At 70.4% G+C, this 23,113-nt stretch carries 21 protein-coding genes, 2 pseudogenes and 1 riboswitch; of the genes and pseudogenes, 12 read left to right on the forward strand and 11 right to left on the reverse strand.

The features are described from left to right. Nucleotides 1–58: 58 nt before the first annotated feature. Nucleotides 59–1,264, reverse strand: a complete 1,206-nt coding sequence (locus ACJX2R_RS08920) for an MFS transporter (protein ID WP_413099576.1) — start codon at nt 1,262–1,264, stop codon at nt 59–61. A 178-nt stretch (nt 1,265–1,442) separates the two neighbouring features. On the opposite strand from ACJX2R_RS08920, the gene ACJX2R_RS08925 reads away from it, so the two are divergent. Then, nucleotides 1,443–1,946 (forward strand): MarR family winged helix-turn-helix transcriptional regulator, encoded by a 504-nt coding sequence (locus ACJX2R_RS08925; RefSeq protein WP_413105808.1) that lies wholly within the window; start codon nt 1,443–1,445, stop codon nt 1,944–1,946. A gap of 2 nt (nt 1,947–1,948) precedes the next feature. Here ACJX2R_RS08925 and ACJX2R_RS08930 read toward each other — a convergent pair whose 3' ends face one another. Further along, a complete protein-coding gene (locus ACJX2R_RS08930) occupies nt 1,949–2,887 on the reverse strand; it encodes a LysR substrate-binding domain-containing protein (RefSeq protein ID WP_413099577.1) in 939 nt (312 codons plus the stop codon). A 142-nt stretch (nt 2,888–3,029) separates the two neighbouring features. Between ACJX2R_RS08930 and ACJX2R_RS08935 the strand changes: the two genes are divergently transcribed. From ACJX2R_RS08935 to ACJX2R_RS08965, 7 genes and pseudogenes are all read left to right on the forward strand, one after another. Continuing rightward, nucleotides 3,030–4,040: an aldo/keto reductase gene (locus ACJX2R_RS08935; RefSeq protein ID WP_413099578.1), complete on the forward strand. Its 1,011-nt coding sequence runs from the start codon at nt 3,030–3,032 to the stop codon at nt 4,038–4,040. A gap of 37 nt (nt 4,041–4,077) precedes the next feature. Continuing rightward, entirely contained in the window at nt 4,078–4,506 is a 429-nt protein-coding gene (locus tag ACJX2R_RS08940) for an SRPBCC family protein (protein ID WP_020873308.1), read from the forward strand. A 507-nt stretch (nt 4,507–5,013) separates the two neighbouring features. After that, nucleotides 5,014–7,050, forward strand: coding sequence for a flavin monoamine oxidase family protein (locus ACJX2R_RS08945; RefSeq protein WP_413099579.1), 2,037 nt, complete (start codon nt 5,014–5,016; stop codon nt 7,048–7,050). Beyond that, nucleotides 7,047–8,894 (forward strand): thiamine pyrophosphate-binding protein, encoded by a 1,848-nt coding sequence (locus ACJX2R_RS08950; RefSeq protein WP_413099580.1) that lies wholly within the window; start codon nt 7,047–7,049, stop codon nt 8,892–8,894. Before ACJX2R_RS08945 ends, ACJX2R_RS08950 begins: the two co-directional genes overlap by 4 nt. 4 nt (nt 8,895–8,898) lie before the next feature. Next, nucleotides 8,899–9,405, forward strand: coding sequence for an inclusion body family protein (locus ACJX2R_RS08955; RefSeq protein ID WP_413099581.1), 507 nt, complete (start codon nt 8,899–8,901; stop codon nt 9,403–9,405). A 146-nt stretch (nt 9,406–9,551) separates the two neighbouring features. Continuing rightward, nucleotides 9,552–10,043: pseudogene (locus ACJX2R_RS08960) on the forward strand (glycosyl hydrolase family 95 catalytic domain-containing protein); the annotation flags it as partial. Next, nucleotides 10,009–10,383, forward strand: coding sequence for a glycoside hydrolase family 95-like protein (locus tag ACJX2R_RS08965; RefSeq protein ID WP_413099582.1), 375 nt, complete (start codon nt 10,009–10,011; stop codon nt 10,381–10,383). The pseudogene ACJX2R_RS08960 and the gene ACJX2R_RS08965, both read left to right, overlap by 35 nt. A 48-nt stretch (nt 10,384–10,431) precedes the next feature. On the opposite strand, the gene ACJX2R_RS08970 is transcribed toward ACJX2R_RS08965, so the two are convergent. The 3 genes from ACJX2R_RS08970 to ACJX2R_RS08980 form a co-directional block, all read right to left on the reverse strand. After that, nucleotides 10,432–11,223 (reverse strand): heparin lyase I family protein, encoded by a 792-nt coding sequence (locus ACJX2R_RS08970; RefSeq protein WP_413099583.1) that lies wholly within the window; start codon nt 11,221–11,223, stop codon nt 10,432–10,434. Nucleotides 11,224–11,337: 114 nt separating this feature from the next. After that, a complete protein-coding gene (locus ACJX2R_RS08975) occupies nt 11,338–12,189 on the reverse strand; it encodes a PaaX family transcriptional regulator C-terminal domain-containing protein (protein ID WP_413099584.1) in 852 nt (283 codons plus the stop codon). Between the two features lie 105 nt (nt 12,190–12,294). Continuing rightward, a complete protein-coding gene (locus tag ACJX2R_RS08980) occupies nt 12,295–12,714 on the reverse strand; it encodes a RidA family protein (protein ID WP_413099585.1) in 420 nt (139 codons plus the stop codon). Nucleotides 12,715–12,838: 124 nt separating this feature from the next. Here ACJX2R_RS08980 and ACJX2R_RS08985 point away from each other — a divergent pair, with 124 nt between their 5' ends. From ACJX2R_RS08985 to ACJX2R_RS09000, 4 genes are read left to right on the forward strand one after another with little or no spacing between them, the layout of a single operon-like run. Then, nucleotides 12,839–13,324: a cupin domain-containing protein gene (locus tag ACJX2R_RS08985; RefSeq protein ID WP_413099586.1), complete on the forward strand. Its 486-nt coding sequence runs from the start codon at nt 12,839–12,841 to the stop codon at nt 13,322–13,324. Beyond that, entirely contained in the window at nt 13,321–14,223 is a 903-nt protein-coding gene (locus ACJX2R_RS08990; RefSeq protein WP_413099587.1) for an acyl-CoA thioesterase, read from the forward strand. The genes ACJX2R_RS08985 and ACJX2R_RS08990 overlap by 4 nt, the downstream gene beginning before the upstream one ends. A 40-nt stretch (nt 14,224–14,263) precedes the next feature. Beyond that, nucleotides 14,264–15,937, forward strand: a complete 1,674-nt coding sequence (locus ACJX2R_RS08995) for an AMP-binding protein (RefSeq protein ID WP_413099588.1) — start codon at nt 14,264–14,266, stop codon at nt 15,935–15,937. Nucleotides 15,938–15,948: 11 nt separating this feature from the next. After that, entirely contained in the window at nt 15,949–18,450 is a 2,502-nt protein-coding gene (locus ACJX2R_RS09000; protein WP_413099589.1) for a bifunctional salicylyl-CoA 5-hydroxylase/oxidoreductase, read from the forward strand. On the opposite strand, the pseudogene ACJX2R_RS09005 reads toward ACJX2R_RS09000, so the two are convergent. From ACJX2R_RS09005 to ACJX2R_RS09030, 6 genes and pseudogenes are all read right to left on the reverse strand, one after another. Next, a pseudogene (locus ACJX2R_RS09005) lies at nt 18,386–18,898 on the reverse strand (ABATE domain-containing protein); the annotation flags it as partial. The gene ACJX2R_RS09000 and the pseudogene ACJX2R_RS09005 sit on opposite strands and share 65 nt — an antisense overlap. Beyond that, entirely contained in the window at nt 18,882–19,274 is a 393-nt protein-coding gene (locus ACJX2R_RS09010) for a nuclear transport factor 2 family protein (protein ID WP_413099590.1), read from the reverse strand. The gene ACJX2R_RS09010 and the pseudogene ACJX2R_RS09005, both read right to left, overlap by 17 nt. A gap of 3 nt (nt 19,275–19,277) precedes the next feature. Beyond that, nucleotides 19,278–19,763, reverse strand: coding sequence for a hypothetical protein (locus ACJX2R_RS09015; RefSeq protein WP_413099591.1), 486 nt, complete (start codon nt 19,761–19,763; stop codon nt 19,278–19,280). Between the two features lie 114 nt (nt 19,764–19,877). Beyond that, entirely contained in the window at nt 19,878–20,678 is an 801-nt protein-coding gene (locus tag ACJX2R_RS09020) for an ABC transporter ATP-binding protein (RefSeq protein ID WP_413105809.1), read from the reverse strand. A gap of 26 nt (nt 20,679–20,704) precedes the next feature. Then, nucleotides 20,705–21,718 (reverse strand): FecCD family ABC transporter permease, encoded by a 1,014-nt coding sequence (locus ACJX2R_RS09025; RefSeq protein ID WP_413099592.1) that lies wholly within the window; start codon nt 21,716–21,718, stop codon nt 20,705–20,707. A gap of 56 nt (nt 21,719–21,774) precedes the next feature. Continuing rightward, nucleotides 21,775–22,821: an ABC transporter substrate-binding protein gene (locus tag ACJX2R_RS09030; protein WP_413105810.1), complete on the reverse strand. Its 1,047-nt coding sequence runs from the start codon at nt 22,819–22,821 to the stop codon at nt 21,775–21,777. Between the two features lie 54 nt (nt 22,822–22,875). Continuing rightward, a riboswitch (cobalamin riboswitch) is annotated at nt 22,876–23,090 on the reverse strand. Between the last annotated feature and the right edge of the window lie 23 nt (nt 23,091–23,113).

Raw genomic sequence — 23,113 nt, forward strand, 5'->3', positions numbered from 1 at the left:
TGGTGGTGGTGCTGTTCGGTGTTGGTCACGGGGTGGCTCAGTGCCGGTACGGGGTGGCTCAGTACCGGCCGGTGAACGCGGGGGCCGGTTCGGTGGTGGCGCCGTCGTGGCCGCGGCGGGCGTCGCGGCGCTCCAGGGCGGCCGAGAGGACGGCGAGGACCAGGGCGGATCCGGCGAGGATGGCGCCGACCCAGTTGGGCGCGGTGTAGCCGAGTCCGGCCGAGATCACCAGGCCGCCGAGCCAGGCCGAGAGCGCGTTGCCCAGGTTGAAGGCGCCGATGTTGACGGCGGAGGCGAGGGTGGGGGCACCCGCCGCGTGGTCCAGCACCCGCTTCTGTAGCGGGGGCACGGTGGCGAAGCCCAGGGCGCCGACCAGAGCGATGGAGACGGCGGCCGCGATCTTGTTGTGCGCGGTGAAGGTGAACGCGGTGAGGACCAGCGCGAGGGCGCCCAGCGACACGTACAGCATCGGCATCAGCGCCCGGTCGGCGAACCGGCCGCCGAGGAGGTTGCCGCCGACCATGCCGAGGCCGAAGAGGACCAGCAGCCAGGTGACGGAGGAGTCCGCGAAGCCCGCGACCTCGGTCATCATCGGGGCGATGTAGGTGATGGCGGCGAAGACACCGCCGAAGCCGAGCACGGTCATCGCCATGGCCAGCAGCACCTGTGCGTTACGGAACGCCGCCAGCTCATGGATCAGGTGCACGCCCTCCGGCTTGGGGATGTCGGGAACGAGCTTGGCGATGCCCGCCAGGCCGATCACGCCGAGCGCCGCGACGAGGAAGAAGGTGGTCCGCCACCCCAGTGACTGGCCGATCGAGGTGCCCAGCGGCACGCCGACGACGTTGGCGATGGTCAGGCCGGTGAACATCATCGAGATGGCTCCGGCCTTCTTCTCGGGTGCGACCAGGTCGGCCGCGACGACGGATCCGATGCCGAAGAACGCGCCGTGCGCGAAGGAGGCGACGATCCGCCCCGCGGCCATCACGCCGAAGGCGGGGGCCACCGCGGAGAGCAGGTTGCCCACCACGAACAGCCCCATCAGCAGCATCAGCATGCGCTTGCGGGAGATCTTCGTACCGAGCGCGGTCATCAGCGGCGCGCCGACCATGACGCCGAGCGCGTAGCCGGTCACCAGGAATCCGGCGGTGGGGATGGACACATCGAAGTCCCCGGCGACCTCGGGCAGCAGCCCCATGATCACGAACTCGGTGGTTCCGATCCCAAAGGCCCCGATGGCGAGGGCCAGCAGTGCGATGGGCATGAAAGTTCACTCCAAGTGATTGCTACCGCCCTTTACGTGCACCCACAATACTTGCAGGCGCAGTAATTGCAAGCGCGCTATATTGCTCGTGCTGTGTATCACGTCACCGTCACCGCCGCGGACCCCGACCGGGCCCCGCCCCACCCCGCATCAGGAGGCATCCATGGCCACACCGCCCATGACCACACCGGACCTCGTCGCCGCTCCCCTCGCCCAGAGCTGGTGCGCCCTGTCACTGCTGCACAGCAGGATCGAGACGCATCTGGAGGGGGCTCTACACACCCGTCATGAGCTCAGCGCCCGCGAGTACGCGGTCCTGAACGTCCTGAGCCGACAGCACGACGGGGACAACGGCCATCTTCAGATGAAGCAGGTGGCCGACGCGGTCGCCCTCAGCCAGAGCGCCACCACCCGCCTGGTCACCCGGCTCGAGGACCGCGAACTCCTCTCCCGCTACCTGTGCCCCACCGACCGGCGCGGGATCTACACCAATGTCACCGAGGCCGGGCTGCTCCTGCTCGGCCAGGCCCGGCCGACGTACGAAGGCGCCCTGCGCGAGGCGCTCGACCTGGCGGCGCGGGACCCGAGGCTCACCACCCTGGTCGCCGCCGTGGCCTCGTTGGAGGCGTCCCCCCTTGACGCCTCGTCACTCCGGATTCCGGGGTGTGAGCTCCCCGGCTGACCTCACACCCCGGAGGCGAGACCACCGGCCGGCGGCGCCGCATCCATCTCCCGCTCGTCCGACAGCACCGTCTGGCGGAACGAGGCGACGACCGGCCGCAGATCGATGTGGTGCCAGACCGCCCACAGATGGACGGACGCCTCATACCAGGGCAGTGTGCGCACGGCCACGGCCTCCGTGGCGCCGCGCACCATGCTCTTCTGCACCAGCGCCAGCCCGAGGCCGGAGGCCACCAGGCCGAGCGCCGTCAGGGGATCCGCGGCGTCGAGCCGGATGTCGGGGGTGAAGCCCGAGGCCACGCACGAGGCGACGAACGTGTCCCGCCACGCCGGGTCGCCCGGCTCCTCGACCGCGATCCACGGCTGTCCGTCCAGATCCTTCGCCGAGATCGTCTCGCGCGCGGCCAGCGGGTGGCCCGCCGGGAGGACCAGCAGCAACGGGTCCTCCAGCAGCGGCGCGGCGCGCAGCACGGGGTCGTCGCGGTCCGGCTCCTCCCGCACCAGGGCGATGTCCAGGCTGCGCTGGCGCAGCCCCTCGAACTGCTCGGCCGCGGCCATGCTGTACAGCGCGACATGGACGCCGGGGCTCTCCTCCTGGAGCCGGCGCAGCGCGCCCGGCAGCACACCGGTGTGCATGGCGTCGGCCACGTAGCCGATGCACAGCCCGCCCTCCTCGCCCCTGCCCAGCCGACGGCCCAGGTTCTCCAGCCGGTCGGCGTGGCGCAGCAGCGCCCGGACCTCGCCGAGGAAGATCGCGCCGTCGCGGGTGAGCCGGATGCGCTGCTGGCCGCGCTCGAACAGGGTCAGGCCGAGGTTCTTCTCCAGCTGAGCGATCTGCCGGCTGAGGGGGGACTGGGAGATGTGGAGTTGCTCGGCGGCGCGGCCGACGTGTTCGGTCTCGGCCACGACACTGAAGTAGCGCAGTTGTCGCAGGTCAAGCATGTAAGACCTCCGAGGACTCAAGTACATCCAAGAGAGTCTTGGACAGTCTGAAGTCCCGATCCTAACGTCGAAGGCGAACGAACGGCGGACCGGCCGAGAGCCATGAGTCCGCCCCTTCCCCCTCTTTCCGCGAGGACACTTCATGACCATCACGTCTCTGCTCCCGGGCCGCCTCGGACTGGGCACGGCCCCGCTGGGCAGCATGTTCCGCGACGTCTCCGACGAGGAGGCCGCCGCGACCGTCGACGCCGCCTGGGACCACGGCATTCGCTACTACGACACCGCCCCCTTCTACGGCGCGGGCCTGGCGGAGATACGCCTCGGCGACGCGCTCGCCGGGCGCCCCCGGGACGGTTACGTGCTCAGCACCAAGGTGGGGCGCGTCATCCTGGACGAGGTCGAGGACCCCGCCGCCCGTGAACTCGGCGAGAAGGGCGGGCTGTTCGAGCACGGCCGTCCCAACAAGCTCGTACACGACTGGACGGCCGACGCCACCAAGCGGTCCATCGAGGACAGCCTGCGGCGCCTGCGCACCGACCGGCTCGACATCGTCTGGGTCCATGACGTGGCCCAGGACTTCCACGGCGACGAGTGGCTCGCCGTCTACGAGAGTGCCCGCACCGGCGCCTTCCGCGTCCTCCAGCAGCTGCGCGACGAGGGCGTGATCAAGGCGTGGGGGCTCGGCGTCAACCGCGTCGAACCCATCGAGCTCACCCTCGATCTGGACGAGCCGAAGCCGGACGCCTTCCTGCTGGCCGGGCGCTACACGCTGCTGGACCACGACCGCGCCCTCCAGCGCCTGCTCCCCACGGCGGCCGACCAGGGCGTCAGCCTCGTCGTCGGCGGCCCCTACAGCTCCGGCATCCTCGCGGGCGGCACCCACTTCGAATACCAGGACGCGCCCGCGCACATCATCGAGAAGGTGGCGCGCATCAAGGAGCTCGCCGAGCGGCACGGCGTCAGCGTCAAGGCGGCCGCCCTCCAGTTCCCCCTGGCCCACCCGGCGGCCGCCGCCGTGATCCCGGGCGCGACCCGGCCCAGCCGTATCGCCGAGGACGTCGCGGCCCTCGGCGAGGCCATCCCCGCGGCGTTCTGGACCGAGCTCCGCGAGGCCGGGCTGGTCTCCCCGCTCGCACCGCTGCCCACCGCCTGACGATCCCCCTTCCCCCCACCCCGACAGGAGCACCTCCATGGCCTCCACCACCGCCACCCTCGACCTGCCCGTACCACCGGATCGGGTGTGGCAGCTCATCGGCGGCTTCGACGCGCTGCCCGACTGGCTGCCGTACATCTCCGAGAGCGTCGCCGCCGAGGGCGGCCGCGTCCGCCGACTGCGCAACGAGGAAGGCGGCGTGATCGTCGAGCGGCTCGTGGCCTTCGACGACGCGGCGCGCTCGTACAGCTACGCCATCCTGGAGGCGCCGTTCCCGGTGACCGACTACCTCTCCACGCTGCGCGTGCGCGAGGTCCCCGGCCGGTCCGACGCGTCGCGCGTCGAGTGGTCCGGGGAGTTCACCCCCACCGGCGTCAGCGACGACGAAGCCGTCGCGCTCTTCCACGGCATCTACGCCGACGGGCTCGCCGCCCTGCGCAACACCCTGGCGGACCGAGCCGCCTGACGGGCCGCCACGCAGGGCAAGCGGTGACGACTCCGACTCCCCTACGACAAATGAGCGGGTTTCCGGCGCGCCGGGAACCCGCTCATCCCATTTCCCGTACGCCACGTCCTTGACGGCCTGAAACCAATTCGGATGGGCGGCCGGGCCCGTCGGAATGGGTTTCTGAACGGCAGCCGAGCGGCCACAGGTATTGCTGCGGCGCGCTTTTCTTCATCATCGGGCAGGAGTTCGACGTCCGCCCATATCGCGAGCATGGCCGACCTGGCCCCGTTGCGCCCGTCGCCGGGATGGCCGCCGAGTTCGCCGATGCGCTGACGACGCCGCTCCGCTCTTCCCCTTCGGTCCCTGGTGAAGCATCTGTCCCAGCCGGATCGCGGGCTCCTCCCAGGGAAAATCCAGCAAGTCGAAATTCCGTCAGCCACCAGGTCCACCCTTTTAGGACTTTACCCATACATTACCTTGCGAAAGAAACGAGAAATCGTTTCTTCAAATCTACGATCGCAAGCTATGACCGACGCTCCACGCGATAACTCCGCCACCCGTGCGCGCTGGCAGACGTGTCTCAAGCTGGCCCGCGAACTCCTCCTCATCGGACCGGACAACACCGACCTCAAACTCGGCTATCTGCACACCCTCATCGACACGGGCAGCCTCGGCGTCACCCGCCACCCCCGCAAGAAGATCCTCATCATCGGCGCCGGTATCACCGGTCTGGTGGCCGGCCGCCTGCTCAAGGACGCGGGCCACGACGTCACCATCCTGGAGGCCAACACCGGCCGTGTCGGTGGGCGCATCAAGACCTTCCGCACCACCAAGCACCACCAGCCGTTCGACGACGCCGCCCAGTACGCCGAGGCCGGCGCCATGCGGCTGCCCGACTTCCATCCGCTCGTCCTCGCCCTCGTCGACAAACTCGGGCTCGGCCGCCGCCTGTTCTACAACGTGGACGTCGACCCCGCCACCGGCAGCGGCCCCGATGTCCCCGTCCCCCCGGTGACGTACACCTCCTTCACCGGTCGCACCTGGACCTACGGCGACGACAGCCCCGACTTCCGCGCGCCGGACAAGCGCGGCAACACCTGGATCCGCACCAACCGCGTCCAGGTGCGGCGCGCCGACTACGGCGCCGTCCCGGAGAAGATCAACGAGGGTTTCCACCTCACCGACGACGAGATGCGCGCCCCCGCCGTGCGGATGGTCGACGACGCGCTGGAGAGCGTGCGGGACTACTACTCCGACGTCGTGGACGGGAAGCGGGTCAACAAGCCGCTCGAGGAGTGGATCGAGGGCTGGGCCCGGGTGATCCATGACTTCGACGGCTATTCGATGGGCGGCTTCCTGCGCGACTACGCCGGGCTCAGCGACGAGGCCATCGAGGCGGTCGGAACGCTGGAGAACATGTCCTCGCGGCTCCATCTCTCCTTCTTCCACAGCTTCCTGAGCCACACCGACATCAGCCCCGGGGTGCGCTACTGGGAGATACCCGGCGGCAGCTGGCGGCTGCCGGACGCCCTCCACCGGGGCCTGCGCGACGAGGTGCGGTTCGGTCACCGCATGATCCGCCTGGAGTACTTCGACCCCAGCCGCGACTCCCCGCCCGAGGGCACCGGCGCCGTCGGGCCCGACGGCTGGGGCGTGGCCGTGCGGACCGTCGCCGAGGACAACCCGGCGGGCCCCACGCGACTGTGGACCGCGGACCTGGCGATCGTCGCCATCCCGTTCTCCACCCTGCGCTTCGTGGAGATCGTCCCCTCGATGTCGTACAAGAAGCGCCGCGCCATCATCGAGACCCACTACGACTCGGCCACCAAGGTGCTGCTGGAGTTCAGCCACCGGTGGTGGGAGTTCACCGAGGACGACTGGCGCGAGGAGCTCGACGGCATCACACCGGGTCTCTACGAGTACTACCAGCGCGGCGGCGGGACCGGCACGGACCCCGTTCCCGCGCTCGCCGAGGCCGGCCGCGACCTGCTCGGTGCCGCGGTCAAGGACAGCGGCGTCACCGAGGAGTTGCGCCAGGTCAACAGCGCCATGCCGCTGCGCGGCCCGGCCGTGCGCCCCGCCACCCACTGCTTCGGTGGCGGCTCCGCCACCGACAACCCCAACCGGTTCATCTACTACCCCTCGCACCCGGTCGAGGGCAGCACCGGCGGTGTGGTGCTCGCCTCGTACTCCTGGTCCGACGACGCCGCGCGCTGGGACTCCATGCGCGAGGCGGAGCGCTATGTCTACGCCCTGCGCAACCTCCAGGCCCTGCACGGACGCCGCATCGAGGTGTTCTTCACCGGCCTGGGCGCCACCAAGAGCTGGGCCCGCGACCCGTACGCCTTCGGCGAGGCCGCCACGTACACCCCGCACCAGATGACCAGCTTCCACCTGGACGCCTCCCGCCCCGAGGGCCCGGTGCACTTCGCCGGGGAGCACACCTCCCTCAAGCACGCCTGGATCGAGGGTGCCCTGGAGAGCGCCGTCCGCGCCGCCGTCGCCGTCCACCAGGCCCCGCCCCTCACCACACCGGGCCCGAACCAGGAGGACCCCTCGTGACCGCGAGCGCCCCCGAGTGCACGGTCGCCCGCTATCTGGCCCGCCGCCTGGCCGAGCTGGGCATCACCCATCTGTTCGGGGTGCCCGGCAACCACCTCGGCCCGTTCCTCACCACCCTGCGGGCCGAGGGTGACATCGAGTGGGTCGGCACCCCCACCGAGGGCGGCGCGGGCCAGGCCGCCGACTCCTACGCCTGCCTCCATGGCATCGGCGCGGCCGCGGTCACCTACAGCGTGGGTGCGTTCAACCTGCTCAACGCCTGTGGCGGGGCGTATGTGGAGCATGTCCCGCTCATCGCCATCAACGCCTGCCCGCCGTACGAGCAGTGGCAGAACTACCGCGCCCTCGGCCTGCTCACCTCCCATATGAGCCCGCGCCGGGAGAGCAACCTGGACGCCTATCGACAGGTCACCGTGGAGGCGCAGGTCATCTCCAACCCGGGCCTCGCCCCGGGCCAGATCGACGCCGCGCTCACCGCCTGTCTGTCCGAGCGCAGGCCCGTCTATCTGGAGGTGATGGAGGATCTGTGGGACGAGCCGTGTGCCGTGGCCGAGGAGCCGCTGCTGCGCCGCGAGCGGCCGTTCAGCGCGCGCAACCAGGCCATGCTGGACAAGGCCGTCGCCGCGATCCTCACGCTGGTCGAGGAGCACCCCGGTCCGGACGGCAGGCCCCGTCCGATCGTATGGGCGGGCGAGGAGGTCGAGCGGTTCCGCCTCGACCGGCAGCTCTCCGATCTGACGCAGGCCACCGGGGTGCCGTTCTGCACCACCGTCGGCGCCAAGGCCGTCCTCGACGAGCGGCTGCCGCAGTTCCACGGCGTCTACAACGGCAAGGCCAGCCATCCGGATGTGCACGCGGTCTTCAAGGACTGGGCCACCTGCCGGATCGGCCTCGGCACCTGGTCCACCTCGAAGAACCTCGGCGGTGAACTGGCCGTCGGCACGGACTGGGTGGTGGCGGCCCGGGGCGGGGTCGGCGTCGGCACCCAGTACTTCCCCGACGTCCAGCTCGCCCGGCTGATACCCGCCCTCCAGGACGCGCTGGTGGCGCGCTTCGGCTCAGGCGGCCTGACCGCCGACTACTTCGCCGAGGCCCACGCCCACCACGGCGCAGCCGAGGACCGTCCCGCCTCCCTCGACGACCACCGCGCCACGACGCTCCGCGCCGGCGGCTCACCGTCCGGGTCCGGCGAACGGCTCACGTACGACGGGGTGTTCGACCGGATCAACCACTTCCTGGCCAAGGAGACCCGGGAGAGCTGGACCGTGGTCTCCGACGCCGCGTTCTCCCTCATCGGCTCGATGAACCTGACCCTGCCCGCGGGCGGCTTCCTGTCGCAGGTCAGCTGGCTGTCCATCGGCTGGTCCGTGGGCGCGGCCACCGGCGCGGCGCTCGCCCCCGAGCGCGGCCACGCCCGCCCGATGGTGTTCGTCGGCGACGGCGCCTTCCAGGAGACCTGCCAGGAGATCTCCACCCACACCAGGCTCGGGCTGCGGTCGGTGGTGTTCGTGATGGACAACGGGCACTTCTACGGCATCGAGCAGATGCTGGTGCACCCGTCCTACTACGCGGACCGGAACACACGCGGCGCCGATGACACGGAGGGCGCGGACTTCTACAACGTCCTCCACCCGTGGCGCTACGAGCGGCTGGCGGATGTCTTCTCGGACAAGAAGACCCCGGCGCACGGGGTCGGCGTGGCCCGCGCCGCCGAGCTGGACGAGCTGCTGGCCCGCCTCACCGACCCGACCGACCCGGTCAACTCCGGACCACTGCTGGTCCGGGTCCGCCTGCACCGGCACGACTACCCACGGGCGATGGCGTACAAAGTGAAAGGGGAATAGGAACATGTCGGAAATCATCAATGTGCTGATCGCGTTCGACGCGTACTCGATCGCCAAGCAGTATCCCGACGCGTCGAAGGACTACAACGAGCCGACGTATGTCGACCAGAGCCTGATCTATATGACGACGCGTCAGGACCGCGTCGTCGGCACCTCGGGGGCCGAGCTGAACTTCCGCGCCAACCCCAGGGACATCGTCAGGTGGCGCGAGACGACGCTGTCGCTCAACAGCGAGTACTGCGCCCTGCTGTACCGGTACGTGAGCGACGACCCGCTCATCAGCACACCGCAGGTCGTGATCGGCGACGGCACCTATCCGATCCCGAAGGATGGGGCCACCGACCGGCCGGACTTCGAAACACAGGACTACGAGGATCACTTCTGGGAGGCGGACGTCAAGAAGATCGGCGAGGTCACCTACCACTTCTACTTCCAGATCCTGGACAGCGATCAGCAGCTGGTCGGGTACTTCCAGTGGGACCCGTTCATCACCATCGAGAAGCGCTCCTGACGGCCCTCCCCGCGGTCGGGTAGCGGCACGTCCCGTAGGCGGCGCGGACATCCGCACCGCCTACGGGACACCGGCCCGGCCGCCCGCGCCCTCCGCCACGTCGAAGAGCTCCGCCCTACGGCGTCTACTCGGCCAACCGCCCGGAACTCGCCCGCCCGTACTACGACTTGATCGCATCCGAGATCCCGTACATGCGCAACCTCACCCACGCCGCCAGGTACGAGGGGGTGACGTTCAAGCGGAGCGTCATGCCGTTCGACATGACCCGCCCGGCCCCGGCCGAGGTGCCGGTGGCACCGGTGAAGGATCACACCAAACTGCCCAGCGATCAGCAGACCAATGGCACCTTCGCCGCGCTGCCGTTCCTGTGGAGTTACGAGTACACGGGCGACGAGAAGTTCTTCCGCGAGACCACCTATCCGTTCCTGAAGGAGCTCGGCGACTTCTGGCTGGACTTCGTGGAGAAGGACCCGGCCACGGGGAAGTACATCGTCCGGCACAGCGCGGTCAACGAGGGTGGGGACGACCTCAACTCCGTCTATGACCTGGGCTATATCCGCCGGGTGCTGACCGCGTTGCCTGACGCCCTACCCGACCGCCACCATGGACGGACTCGACGTCATCCTGCTCGCCGATGAGATCAACAACCCGATCAAGGGCAACGCACTGCTCAACAAGAACGACCAGCCCATCAATCTGGAGGGAGTCGTCCCCGCGTGGCCCGAGGGCCGGGACGCGAAGTTCGTACGGCTGCGCGCCAAGGGCGCCTTCACCGTGTCCGCCGAGCGGAAGGCCGGCGGCGTCCGGTACGTGGACGTGACCAGCGATAAGGGCAACCGCTTCGCGCTGGCCACCCCGTGGCGCGGCGATCGGGTCACCGTGGTCGACGACCACGGCCGGCGCGTCGCCCACACCACGCGGGACGGGGTCGTCTCGTTCCGGACGGCGCCGGGGCGGACGTACCGCCTCACTCGCTGAGCGGGATGGGCTTCCCGCCGGGCAGGCGGGAAGCCCATCCCCGCCGGGTCACCAGTTGGCGGGCTCGGCGAGGCCGTAGGAGTTGGCGATGCGCGCCTGGTCGTGGAAGACGGAGAGCTCCGACGGGCCCGCGGGCGGGTTCTCGCGCCAGCCGGTGCAGTAGATCCCGGACGACCAGCGGACCGTCTTCGACGTCTTGGGCAGCACGGCGACCCCGGTCTTGCTGTACTTCTTCACACCGTTGACCCAGATCTCGATGGCGCCGTCGGTCGCGTGGAACTTGAGGCGTGTGACGATCCGGATCCACTTGCCGCGCAGATCGGTCACCTTGGCGACGTTCGCGCTGAAGCCGCCGGATCCGCCGATGCGCAGTTCGTCGTTCTGGATGAACATCAGCTCCCAGGGGCCCTCAGGATCCTCGGGCGACCACTGCTGGAAGGTGACGTTCTGGTTGTGGAACTGCCAGTTGGGGGCGATGTAGACGGCCTGGCCGTAGTAGCGGTCCTGGCCGACGGCCTGGGTGGACGCCTGCACGGTCTCGGAGTGGTAGCCACCGCCCTCGTTGATGTACGTCTGCTTGGCCTCGATGGCGTTGCCGCCCTTGTAGGCGGGGGTGGTGACATTGCGGATGACGCCTTGCTTCTGGGGCTTCTGCGGGTAGTTGGACCACCCTTGGACGGTGCCCTCGTCCTGGAAGTAGACCCCGGCGGGCAGCGCCTGGACGCCCGCGTCCCGCACAGGGTCGGCCCCCGCGGTGCCACCGCTGAGGGCGAGGCCGCCGACCAGTGCGCCGGTGACGCAGAGCAGCTGGATCCGTTTACAGACCGGTTTCGCTAACATCCGATCAATCCTCTCGGGGAGATGCGGTGCAGGTCTGAACCTTTCCCAGAAGCTAGCGTTCAAGGCATGACGAGTCCACATCAAAGAGGAAAATAGATCCGATGACTCTCTGTCCTAGTGCCTGTGGAAGACCTCCGCGGCATGCGCCGACGCGGGGGCGCTCAGCAAGGTGTGGAGCCCGTCGAACAGTTCGCCCGCGGCCACGCCGTTCCACTCCGGCGGAAGCAGCTCCAGGGGAAGCCCCGGGTCGCGGTAGGGCATGCGCCGCCACTGGGTCAGCATCGGTACGTACGTCCGGAACGCCTCCAGCGGCCGCGGCTCGCGGTCCGCCACCGCGTCCAGGACGGGGCGGTACCGGTGCAGGAAGTCCGCGTACATGGCGGTGAGTTCGTCCAGGTCCCACCAGGAGCGGACCTTCCGCCGCGGGTTCCCGAAGGCCACGTGGTCGCCGGTGAAGATGTCGACGTACGCGGACAGCTCCCGGCGTTCCAGGGTTCGCCGCGCCTCGTCCGCCAGATGTCCCGGGGCGATCCAGACACCCGACGCGGCGGTGCCGAAGCCCAGCCGGGTCAGGGCCGTCCGCAGGGCGTGCCGCTTCTCGCGCTCGGACTCGGGCACGGAGAACACCACGAGCACCCAGCCGTCCTCGCGGGACGCCCTGGCCCGCCGGAAGATGCGCACGTCCCCCTCGGCGAGCGTCTGGAGGGTGGAGTCGGCGAGCGAGTACCCGGCGACGCCCTCGCGGCGCTCGCCGCGCAGCACCTCGCGGCGTTTCATCCGGGACACCGAGGACCGCACGGCCCGGCTCTCCACGCCGAGGTCCGCCATGAGGCCGATCAGCGAGGCGACCGAGAGCCAGTTGTGCTCGCCCCGGGCGTAGAGGCCGTAGATCGTGAGGATGAGCGGGGCGTGGCGGGACTCCCGTTCGCCCGCCACGGTGGTGGCCGGTGTCGTCTGCGCGGTCATTCCCGGCACCCTAACGTCTGGCGCGGCGATGGTGATCACCCGCTCGCGCCGGGGCGTCGCGGAGGGATGCGCGGATCGCGTCGGCCCCCCCCTGTGGACGCGGTCCTACGCGCGCGGCGCCACCAGTCGTTCCTCCGGTATCACCGCCACACCCAGAATCTCGATCATGGCTTCGGGCTGCCACAGCGCGGTGCAGCCGATGCCCGCCATGGCCGGGTAGACGGGCCCGGCGAGCTCACGCCAGACCTTGCCGATCTCCTTGCCGTGGGCCTGGTAGTCGGGGATGTCGGTGAGGTAGATGGTCACCCTCACCAGGTCCTCGGGCCGCCCGCCGGCCTCGCGCAGCGTGGTGAGCAGATTGCCGAACGCCTGCCGGAACTGCTCGACGATGCCGCCCGGAACGATCTTCATGTCCGCGTCGAGGGCGGTCTGCCCTCCCAGGTGGAGGGTGTTTCCGGCGAGTGTTCCGTGTGAGTAGCCGCTGGGCTTCGGCAGATCGGGCGGGTTCACGGGGACGGGGGTCATGGTGCCTCCGGCTCGGTTGCGTTCCGTCCTGCCCCACGGCCGGACAGGTGTATTGACTTTAGATGACGACCGTGAGAAACACGAGACATCGGATCCTGGTCCCCGACTGAACGGAGCCGACCCCATGGAGCCCGATCTGAGCAAGTACCGCCTCGAGGGCGACAATTCGATGTACCGGCTGCCGAGCGGCATCGTCGCCCCCGTGGTGACACGTGGCGGCCTGGAGAACGCCGACACCGCCGACTCGGGCGGTGCCGTCCGTGTCTCGGGTGTGAGCATCCAGCACACCCCCGCCACCCGGCTCTGGTTCGGCAAGGTCAGCAACGAACCGGGCTATCGCTCGGTGACCCACCACCACGGCGAGGCCGAGACCGGTGGCTATGTCCTGTCCGGCCGGGCCCGCATCTACTTCGGCGAGGAGCTCCGGGACTACGTCGACATGGAGGAGGGCGACTGGGTCTTCGTACCTCCGTTCATGCCGCACGTGGAGTGCAACCTCTCCCGCACCAAGCCGCTGACCTGGATGACCACCCGCACACCGGAGAACATCGTGGTCAACCTGCCCGATATCGCCGACACCGAGCTGCGCGACTGGCTGGACCGCCGATGACCCCGACGCCCCCCACCTCCGCCGTCTTCACCGCCGCCATCACCCTCAAGCCCGCCCAGCCCGAACACTTCGACCTCGCCTTCACCGCCACCACCCAGCCGTGCCCCTGGCCGAAGGCGTACGGCGGCGATCTGGTGGCCCAGGCCGCGGCGGCGGCCATGCGGTCGGTGACCGACGGCAAGTCCCCGCACTCGATGCACAGCTACTTCCTGCGCCCCGCCGACGTCGGCGCCGAGGTGCGCTACGAGGTGGAGGTGGTGCGCGACGGCCGCGGCTACAGCACCCGGCAGGTGCGCGGCTACCAGAACGGCAAGCCGCTCTACGTCTGCCTGGCCGGGTTCGCGGCGGGCGAGGCCGGTGCGGACTTCCACACCGAGTTCGGCGAGGACGTACCCGACCCGGAGTGCCTGCCCAGTTCGGCGGAGTACCTCGCCGAGCGCGATGGCGGCTCCATGACCGAGGAGTCCAAGGCGTACTGGTCCGGCGGCCGCGGCTTCGACATGCGGCACGTCCCCGGACCGGTCTATCTCACCGTCGAGGGAGAGCGCCTTCCGCACCAGGCGGTCTGGCTCAGGCCCTTCGACACCCTCCGCCCGGTCGACGGGCTGACCGACGCCCAGCGGGACCTGGCCGCCCTGGCGTATGTATGCGACTACACGATCCTCGAGCCCGTGCTGCGGGTGCTCGACCTGCCCTGGGCCAGACCCGGGCTGGTCACCGCGAGCCTCGACCACGCGATGTGGTTCCACCGCCCGGGGCCGGTGGACGGCTGGCTGCTCTACGTCCAGGAGGCCGTCGCCGCCGACGCGGGCCGGGGCCTGGGCACGGGGCGCTTCTTCACGCGCGATCACCGCCACCTGGCCACCGTGGTCCAGGAGGGCCTGATCCGCCCCACCTGATCCGCCGCTCTCCCCGGCGGGCTCCCGGAAGGACCCTTCCGTGACTCTTCCGCTCCCCCTCTCGCCCTCGGCGCACCTCGACACCTTCACCCGCGACCAGCTGCCCCCCGCACATCTGTGGCCGACCCTGGAATTCACCACGCCGGAACTGCGCTACCCGGACCGGCTCAACGCGGCCACCGAGCTCATCGACACCCCCACCGCGCTGTTCGGCCCCGACCGCCCCGCCCTGCGCACCCCGTCCGGTGAGGTGTGGACGTACGGCGAACTGCGCATCCGCGCCAATCAGGTGGCCCAGGTGCTCACCGAGGAGCTGGGCCTGGTGCCGGGGCGGCGGGTCCTGCTGCGCTCGCCCAACAACCCCTGGACCGTGGCGGCCTGGCTCGGCGTCCTCAAGGCCGGTGGCGTCGTGGTGACCACGATGGCCGCCCTGCGCACCCGGGAGCTCGTCCCCGTGGCCGAGCGCACCCTGCCGTCGATCGCCCTGGTGGACCACCGGTTCGCCGATGACGTCCGCACGGTCCGGGACACCGTGCTGCCCGGGCTGACGGTGGTGGAGTACGGCTCCACCGGCCCGGCGGACCTGGTGACCAGGGCCACGGGCAAGTCCGGTGAGTTCACAGGCGTGGACACCGCCGCCGACGATGTGGCGCTGCTCGGCCCCACCTCCGGCTCCACCGGCGCACCCAAGATCACCATGCATTTCCACCGGGACATCCTGTCCATCGACAACACCTTCGGCCGCCACACCCTGGGTCTGGCCCCGGACGACCTGGTGGCCTGCACCGCGCCCCTGGCCTTCACCTTCGGCCTCGGCATGCTGGTCGTCTTCCCGCTGCGGGCCGGAGCCTGCGCCCTGCTGACGGAGTCAGCCACTCCCCCGCAACTCGCGGAGCTGGTGGAGCGGCACGACGTCACCGCCCTGGCCACCGCGCCCACCGCCTACCGGGCGATCCTGCGCGAGGGCGCCGAGCGGCGGCTGGCCGGACTGCGCATCGGCGTGTCCGCGGGCGAGCACATACCCCGCACCACCTGGCAGGAGCTGCGGACGCACATAGGTCTGAGGATCGTCGACGGCATCGGCGCCACCGAGCTGCTGCACATCTTCATCTCCGCCGCCGGAGACGACATCCGGCCCGGCGCCACGGGCAAGGCGGTCCCCGGCTACCGCGCCACCATACTCGGCCCCGACGGCGCGGAACTCGGACCCGGAGAGCCCGGCAGACTCGGGGTCATCGGCCCGGTCGGCTGCCGCTATCTGGGCGGCGAACGCCAGCGGGACTACGTCCTGGAGGGCTGGAACGTCACCGGTGACATCTTCCACCGGGACGAGGACGGCTACTTCCACTACCACGCCCGCAGCGACAGCATGATCGTGTCCTCCGGATACAACATCGGCGGCCCCGAGGTGGAGGCCGCCATCGACACCCACCCTGACGTCGTGGAATCCGCCGTGGTGGCCCGGCCGGACGCCGAACGCGGCTCGATCGTATGCGCCTTCGTGGTGCTGCGCGACGGCGTGCCCGGCGACGCGGCCAAGGCGAGGGAGATCCAGGACCACGTCAAACGGGTCCTGGCGCCCTACAAATACCCGCGCGAGGTGCGGTTCCAGGACGCCCTGCCGCGCAACACCAGCGGCAAACTACAGCGCTTCGCACTCCGCGGGATGGTCGAAGACGAGCAGGCCTCCGCCGAGGCCGTCGCCGAGAGTTGAGAGGAACCCCCTTGAAGATCGCCATCATCGGCGGCGGCCCCGGCGGGCTGTACTTCGCGGCCCTGATGAAACAGCTCGACCCCGCCCACGACATCACCGTCTGGGAGCGCAACGCCCCCGACGACACATTCGGCTTCGGCGTCGTCTTCTCCGACGAGACGCTCGGCGGCATAGAGAACGCCGACACCACCATCGCCCAGGACATGGCCCGCCGCTTCGCCCGCTGGACCGACATCGACATCCACTACCGGGGCGAGAGCCACACCGTCGGCGGCCAGGGCTTCGCCGCCATGAGTCGCAAGGAACTGCTCCGCCTGCTCCAGGAGCGCTGCCACGCCCTCGGCGTCACCCTGCGCTTCTCCACCCCCGCCCCGGACACCGAGCGGCTGCGCGGGTCGTACGACCTGGTGGTGGGGGCCGATGGCGTCAACTCCCTGGTACGGGCGGCCCACGCGGAGGTCTTCCGCCCCTCCCTGGACCGTCGGCACAGCAAGTACATGTGGCTCGGCACGGACCTGGTCTTCGAGGCGTTCCAGTTCTTCGTCAAGCAGACGGAATGGGGCGTCGTACAGGTGCACGGCTACCCCTACTCCGCCACCGGATCCACCTTCATCGTCGAGATGCACGAGGACGTCTGGCGGCAGGCGGGCTTCGACACCACCGAGGGGGCCGACTTCGCGCCGGGCGCCTCCGACGAGCACGCGGTGGCGCGCGTCCGCGAGCTCTTCGCCCACGAACTCGACGGCCACCAGGTGTTCGCCAACAACTCCAAGTGGCTGAACTTCACGACCGTACGCAATGAGCGCTGGCACCACGGCAACCTCGTGCTCATCGGAGACGCCGCCCACACCGCGCACTTCTCCATCGGCTCGGGCACCAAACTGGCGATGGAGGACGCGCTCGCGCTCGCCGCCTGTCTGCACGAACACCCCGATGCCGAGCGCGCGTTGACCGCCTACGAGTCCGAGCGGCGCCCGGTCGTGGAGTCCACCCAGCGGGCGGCGCAGGGCTCGCTGGAGTGGTTCGAGAACATCGGGATGTACGTCCACCAGGAGCCGACCCAGTTCTGCTTCAATCTGCTGACCCGCTCCCGCCGCATCACCTATGACAACCTGCGCACCCGCGACCCGGAGTTCGCCGATCGGGTCGATATGGCCTTCGCGGCGGCGCAGGGCCTCGACGGTGTGGCACCGGCCATGTTCCAGCCCTACCGGCTGGGCGAGTTGGAGCTGAAGAACCGGGTGATCGTGTCGCCGATGGACATGTACTCCGCCGTCGACGGCGTACCCGGCGACTTCCACCTCGTTCACCTCGGCTCCAAGGCCATGGGTGGCGCCGGGCTGGTGATGACCGAGATGGTGTGCGTCTCGCCCGAGGGCCGCATCACCCCCGGCTGCACCGGTCTGTGGAACGGCGAGCAGGGCGATTCCTGGCGGCGGATCGTCTCCTTCGTCCATGAGCGGAGCACCGCCCGTATCGGCCTCCAGCTCGGCCACTCGGGTCGCAAGGGCTCGACCCGGCTGATGTGGGAGGGCATGGACGACCCACTGCCGGAAGACAACTGGGAGGTCGTCGGCCCGTCCCCACTGCCGTACGGCCCCGGCTCCGCCGTACCCCGCGAGCTCACCCGGGAAGACATGGACCGGATCGCCGCGGACTTCGTCGCCGCCGCCCGCCGGGGCGCGGAGGCCGGGTTCGACCTGCTCGAACTGCACTGCGCACACGGCTACTTGCTGTCCTCGTTCCTCTCCCCGGTCGCCAACCGCCGCACCGACGCGTACGGCGGCCCGCTGGGGAACCGGCTGCGCTTCCCGCTGGAGGTCTTCGACGCCGTGCGGGAGGCATGGCCCGCGGAACGGCCGATGATCGTGCGCATCTCCGCCACCGACTGGGTGCCGGACGGCAACACCGAGCATGACGCCGTGGAGATCGCCCGCGCGTTCATCGCCCACGGCGCGGACGCCATCGACGTCTCATCCGGCCAGGTCACCAAGGACGAGCGGCCCGCCTTCGGCCGCTCCTACCAGACCCCGTTCGCCGACCGCATCCGCCACGAGGTGGCCGCCGCCACCGGGGCCGCGGTCATCGCGGTGGGCGCGATCGCCTCGTACGACGACGTCAACTCGCTGCTGCTGGCGGGGCGCGCCGATCTGTGCGCCATCGGCCGCACCCATCTGTACGACCCGCACTGGACCCTGCACGCGGCGGCCGAGCAGGAGTACCGGGGCACGGGCGCCGAATGGCCGGCGCAGTTCCGCGCGGGCGGCCGCAAGCCCCCGGCCGCGCGCACCGACGCCATACGCCCCCGGCTGTCACTGCTCCGGCCCGACCCCGCCGACCAGGCCGTTCATCTGCGCTGGACCCCTGCACGGGGCGGGATCAGGTCGACCGGCGGCGATACGCCTGCGTCTTCGCGCGGTTGCCGCACAGCTGGGGTGAGCACCATTTGGCCCGGCCCGGGCGGGAGTTGTCGTAGAAGACCCACTGGCAGTCGGGGGCCGGACACATCTTGAGCCGATGCCAGGTCCCATTCACCGTGGCGGTCAGTGCGGACATGACGATATGCGCGAGGGCGGTGTCCACGGGGTCGGCGGCGATGGTCAGATGGGCGCCGTGGCCCGCGGTCAGTGTGACGTGGAAGGAGTAGCCGAGCGCGGCATCGCCGCCCTGGCCGTCACCGTCCGCGTCCTGGCGCAGCGCGGCCCGCAGCGCCGTGCGCAGCTCGTGGGCTCTGTTCAGGTGGCCCTGATGGGCCCTGGTGTCGGGGGCGTCGCCCATGAGCAGGTCATGCTCGCGCAGCCAGCGCTCCAGATCGACGGGCGTGGTGAGCGCGTCGCGCCCCGTGAGGCGCCGCCCGTGCGCGACGAATCCCCGGCGGTCCTCGGTGTTGGCGAAGTGATGGAGCAGGGCGATGCCCACCGGGAGGCCCTCGACGTCCTCGGCCCTAGTCGGTGGCAGCATGACCGATGTCTCCGTGAACGCGCCGGTAGGCGTCCTTCACCCGGATCCGATCGCCGTCGAACTCGAACATGTCGCAGCCGTGCACCTCGTGGACCCGGCCATCGGCATCGGTACCGGAGTAGGACCACTGGGAAGCGCCCCGGTCCCCGGCGATGAAGGCCACTCCGCCGGGCCGCGACTCGAGCCCCGCGTCGTAGGCGAGCATCAGTTCAAAGCCCTCGCGCACTTCGGCCCGGCCGCGGAAGGTCATGCCCGGCTCCGGGCCGACGGAGGCGCGGAACACACAGTCGTCCGTCATGAACTCCATCAGCAGGTCGAGATCCTTCCGTCGCCATGCCTCGCCGAAGCCCGCCAGCCGTTCCAGCGTCATCCCCATGAACTAGACCCTTCCTGCGAAGCGTGCGGTGAGGTAGGCATCCGTGTTCGGGCCGTCGGGGTTGGCGAGCACATGGCGCAGCCAAGCGCGGCGTTCGAAGTCGGTGACGGCCAGCTCCCAGACGCAGCCGATGGCCTCACCGGGGTGCGGTGTCAGCGCGTCCGGCCGCTCCAGGGGTGCCGAGAACAGCCGCTGATGGATCTCGTTCTCCCCGTGCCACCAGTCCACCAGCGCGAAACAGCGGTCGGCCGCGTCATGCGCGATGGCGAAGCCGATGCCATAGCGGCTGTCGGTCCGGGCGGGGCCGGGCAGCGCCGAGGCCGCGGCCTCCACGGTCGCGGCCACCAGCGCGGGACGCGGCACATCGGTCCACGCGCTGATGCCGTACACCTTCACGGCCCATTCACCGACCGTCTCCAGGCCCAGGAAGCCGATGGCCCGAGGGCGATGCGGCCGCCGAAGCACGACCGATCCCCGTTGCGTACCCATGGCCCGCCCTCCTCCACGACGACACGAGTTAAATGATTAGCAGGTGTCGTCACTCTCGCGCAACACATGGCCCCAAGCTGCGCGCCATGGATGGAGGTGTCCGTCACGGCCTTCTCACGGCTTCGCCGTCCGGCGCAGGAAGCGGATGACCGGGTGGCCCGGACCGTGGCTGACATCGGCCCGGACGCCGTAGACCCGCTTGATCAGGGACGGGGTCAGCACATCGCCGGGAGTGCCTTCGGCCACGACGTGTCCCTCGCGGAGGACCAGCAGGCGGTCGCAGTACATCGCGGCGAGGTTGAGGTCGTGGAGGGCGATCACGGTGGCGATCGGCAGGCCGACGACGAGGTCGAGCAGATCGAGCTGGTGCTGGATGTCGAGGTGGTTGGTCGGCTCGTCGAGCAGCAGCTCGCGCGGTTCCTGGGCGAGGGCGCGAGCGATCTGGGTGCGCTGGCGTTCGCCACCGGAGAGGGTGTGCCACGACTGACCGGCCCGGTCGGTCAGTCCGCTGCGCTCCAGGGCCGCGTCGACGGCCCTGGTGTCCGCGGCGGAGGCCGACGCCCAGGCGCGCCGGTGCGGGATGCGGCCGAGGGCCACCACCTCGCGGACGGTCAGTTCGGTCTGGGTGTGGGCGTGCTGTTCGACGGTGGCGATACGGCGGGCCGTGGCACGGCGGCCGGCCCGTGGCAGGGCACGGCCGTCCAGGGTGACCGCTCCGGCGGAGGGGGCGAGGATCCCGGCGAGCAGCCGCAACAGGGTTGACTTTCCGGAGCCGTTGGGGCCGAGCAGGCCCACCGTCTCGCCGGGGCGCAGGGTGAGGGTGACGCCGTCGACGATCAGCCGGCCGTCGGTGCGGCGGCTGACCCGGTCCGCGCGGAGCCCGGACGCCGCTTCCGGAGTGGCGGCGGACTCCATGCCGGGGGTTTCCGCGGTGGGGTCGGTCATGTCTTCCTCCGCCCGCGGTAGAGCACGGCGACGAAGGCCGGTACGCCGATGAGGGACGTCACCACGCCCACCGGGACCTCCTGGGGGTCGATGACGGTGCGGGCGGCGGTGTCCACCCACACCAGGAAGATGGCCCCGGCCAGTGCGGTGACCGGCAGCAGACGGGCGTGGCCGGAGCCGGTGAGGGCGCGGGTGGCATGCGGGAGGACCAGGCCGACGAAGCCGATGGCCCCGGCGGAGCTGACCAGGGTCGCGGTGAGCAGCGCGGTCGCGCACAGCAGGACGAGACGGGTACGGGCCACCCGGACACCGAGCGCCGCCGCGGCCTCCTCCCCGAAGGCGAACGCGTCCAGGGTGCGGGCGTAGCCGAGACAGACCACGAGGACGGCGGCCAGGACGCCGGTGCACAGCAGTACATCGCCCCATCCGGCGCCGGTGAGCGAGCCGAGGAGCCAGAACAGCACGGCCCGGGTGGTGTCGGCGTCCGCGGAGGTGAGGACGATGAACGAGGTCAGCGCGGAGAACAGCTGCATGGCGGCCACTCCGGACAGCACCACGCGGTCGGTGCTGCCGCCGAGGCTGTGGCTGAGCACCAGCACCAGCCCGAACGACACCAACGCACCGGTGAACGCGCCCGCCGACAGGGACACGGCCCCGCCGCCCACGCCGAGCACGACCACGGTGACGGCGCCCGTGGAGGCGCCCGAGGACACCCCGAGCACGAAGGGATCGGCCAGTGGATTGCGCAGCAGGGACTGCATCACGGCCCCGCAGAGGGCCAGTCCCGCCCCGCACACCGCGGCGAGCAGTGTGCGCGGCATGCGCAGGTTCCACACGATGCCGTCCCGAAGCGGCGGCAAGGTGCTCTCCCCCAGGCCGAGATGGGCGGTGACCGCCGCCCATACGTCGGCGGTGGAGATGTCGGCCGGGCCGATGGTCACGGCGAACGCGACCGACGCGAGCAGCGCGGCCGGCCCGCCCGCGATCAGCAGCAGGAGGCGGACGCTCACGCGGCGGATGCCCAGGTGACCAGTACTCGCGCGGCGGGTGCTCACATTCCGAGTACTCACTTGGCGAGCCCGAAGTCGCGCAGCCCGGCGGCGACCTGTTCCACCCCTTCGACCGTACGGAGGGACGGGTTCATGGCCTGCCCGCTCAGCAGGATGTACCGCTTCTTCCGCACGGCGGTGAGATTGCGGGTGGCGGCGTTGGTCTCGAGGAAGCGCGTCTTGGCCCTGGCGGTCTCCGCGGTCTGCTGCTTGCGCGTGAGGTCGCCGAGGACGATGACGTCCGGGTCGCGGTCGGCCACGGTCTCCCAGTTGATCTGCGGCCACTCGTCGTGGGTGTCGGAGAAGGCGTTCTCCGCCCCGACGGCCCGGGTGATGGCGCCCGGCGCGCCACAGCAGCCGGCGAGGTAGGGCGACTGGGAGTTGGCGAACCAGTACATGAGGGTGACTCCGGAGGCGTCCACTCCCGCCGTGGCCCTGCGGACGCGCTCCTTCAGCCGCGCGACGAGCCTCTCACCGCGCTCCTCGACACCGAAGGCGTGGGCGAGATCGCGTATTTCGCCGTACACCACATCAAGCGTGAGGGGTTTGCCGCGGGAGCCGTCGCCACCGCTGTCGGTGTCCCGGCCCGCCGCGCAGTCGGACGGCGAGACATAGGTGGGCACGCCCAGCTTCTCGAACTGCTCGCGGGTGGCCACGCCGCCCTTGCCGAGGGTGGAGACGAACGAGGCGGTGACGAAGTCGGGTTCGGCGTCCAGGGACTTCTCGAAGGACGGCGCGTTGTCGGCCAGCCGGGGCACCGTGGCGTTGGCCTTCTCCAGGCCCTTCATCACCGGGTCGGTCCAGGTGGCGGTGGCCGCCATGCGGTCGGCGAGGCCGAGCGAGAGCAGGATCTCCGTGGTGCCCTGGTTGAGCGAGAGGGCCCGCTTCGGGGCGGACTTCAAGGTGACCTCGTGGCCGCAGTTGTCGATCGTGCGCGGATAGCCCGCACCGGCGGGCCTTCCGGCGTCCGCGTCGTCATGGCCGGAGCCACCGCACGCGGTGAGCAGAAGAGCGGGGGCGAGCAGGAACGCCGCGGTACGGCGGGCGGAGCGGAGCACGGGCAGCCTCGGTGGTCGGGGCTCGTACGCGGAGCCTGGGCCTACGGACGTCCTCCGCGCGCCGGGCGCGGAGGTGCCAGCAGGTCTTCGGACTCGGGCTCGTCCGGACGGGGCCCCTTCCCGGTGCTCGTTCGCGCCGGCCCCACGGCCGCCACGGACTCCTCCCAGTGGTGTCACATGCCCCGCCCGTCCCCCTCACCGCTGCGCGTCAGTTCCGGATTCGCACCGGATTCCCTGGCCTCGGATGTGGCACGACTGGCTCCCCGAGCCTACCAAGCGCGCCGGGCGGCCACATCCC

This window comes from Streptomyces sp. Inha503 (assembly GCF_047215865.1).
Lineage (GTDB): Bacteria > Actinomycetota > Actinomycetes > Streptomycetales > Streptomycetaceae > Streptomyces > Streptomyces lycopersici.

What these genes read in the sequence shown, in the direction of transcription:
- ACJX2R_RS08970 (WP_413099583.1), bottom strand. Translation starts at nt 11,223, where the DNA reads ATGTTAGCGAAACCGGTCTGTAAACGGATCCAGCTGCTCTGCGTCACC.
- ACJX2R_RS08940 (WP_020873308.1), top strand. Translation starts at nt 4,078, where the DNA reads ATGGCCTCCACCACCGCCACCCTCGACCTGCCCGTACCACCGGATCGG.
- ACJX2R_RS08980 (WP_413099585.1), bottom strand. Translation starts at nt 12,714, where the DNA reads ATGACCCCCGTCCCCGTGAACCCGCCCGATCTGCCGAAGCCCAGCGGC.
- ACJX2R_RS08945 (WP_413099579.1), top strand. Translation starts at nt 5,014, where the DNA reads ATGACCGACGCTCCACGCGATAACTCCGCCACCCGTGCGCGCTGGCAG.
- ACJX2R_RS08925 (WP_413105808.1), top strand. Translation starts at nt 1,443, where the DNA reads ATGACCACACCGGACCTCGTCGCCGCTCCCCTCGCCCAGAGCTGGTGC.
- ACJX2R_RS08930 (WP_413099577.1), bottom strand. Translation starts at nt 2,887, where the DNA reads ATGCTTGACCTGCGACAACTGCGCTACTTCAGTGTCGTGGCCGAGACC.
- ACJX2R_RS08975 (WP_413099584.1), bottom strand. Translation starts at nt 12,189, where the DNA reads ATGACCGCGCAGACGACACCGGCCACCACCGTGGCGGGCGAACGGGAG.
- ACJX2R_RS08985 (WP_413099586.1), top strand. Translation starts at nt 12,839, where the DNA reads ATGGAGCCCGATCTGAGCAAGTACCGCCTCGAGGGCGACAATTCGATG.
- ACJX2R_RS08955 (WP_413099581.1), top strand. Translation starts at nt 8,899, where the DNA reads ATGTCGGAAATCATCAATGTGCTGATCGCGTTCGACGCGTACTCGATC.
- ACJX2R_RS09010 (WP_413099590.1), bottom strand. Translation starts at nt 19,274, where the DNA reads ATGGGGATGACGCTGGAACGGCTGGCGGGCTTCGGCGAGGCATGGCGA.
- ACJX2R_RS09015 (WP_413099591.1), bottom strand. Translation starts at nt 19,763, where the DNA reads ATGGGTACGCAACGGGGATCGGTCGTGCTTCGGCGGCCGCATCGCCCT.
- ACJX2R_RS08990 (WP_413099587.1), top strand. Translation starts at nt 13,321, where the DNA reads ATGACCCCGACGCCCCCCACCTCCGCCGTCTTCACCGCCGCCATCACC.
- ACJX2R_RS08965 (WP_413099582.1), top strand. Translation starts at nt 10,009, where the DNA reads ATGGACGGACTCGACGTCATCCTGCTCGCCGATGAGATCAACAACCCG.
- ACJX2R_RS08920 (WP_413099576.1), bottom strand. Translation starts at nt 1,264, where the DNA reads ATGCCCATCGCACTGCTGGCCCTCGCCATCGGGGCCTTTGGGATCGGA.
- ACJX2R_RS08935 (WP_413099578.1), top strand. Translation starts at nt 3,030, where the DNA reads ATGACCATCACGTCTCTGCTCCCGGGCCGCCTCGGACTGGGCACGGCC.
- ACJX2R_RS09020 (WP_413105809.1), bottom strand. Translation starts at nt 20,678, where the DNA reads ATGGAGTCCGCCGCCACTCCGGAAGCGGCGTCCGGGCTCCGCGCGGAC.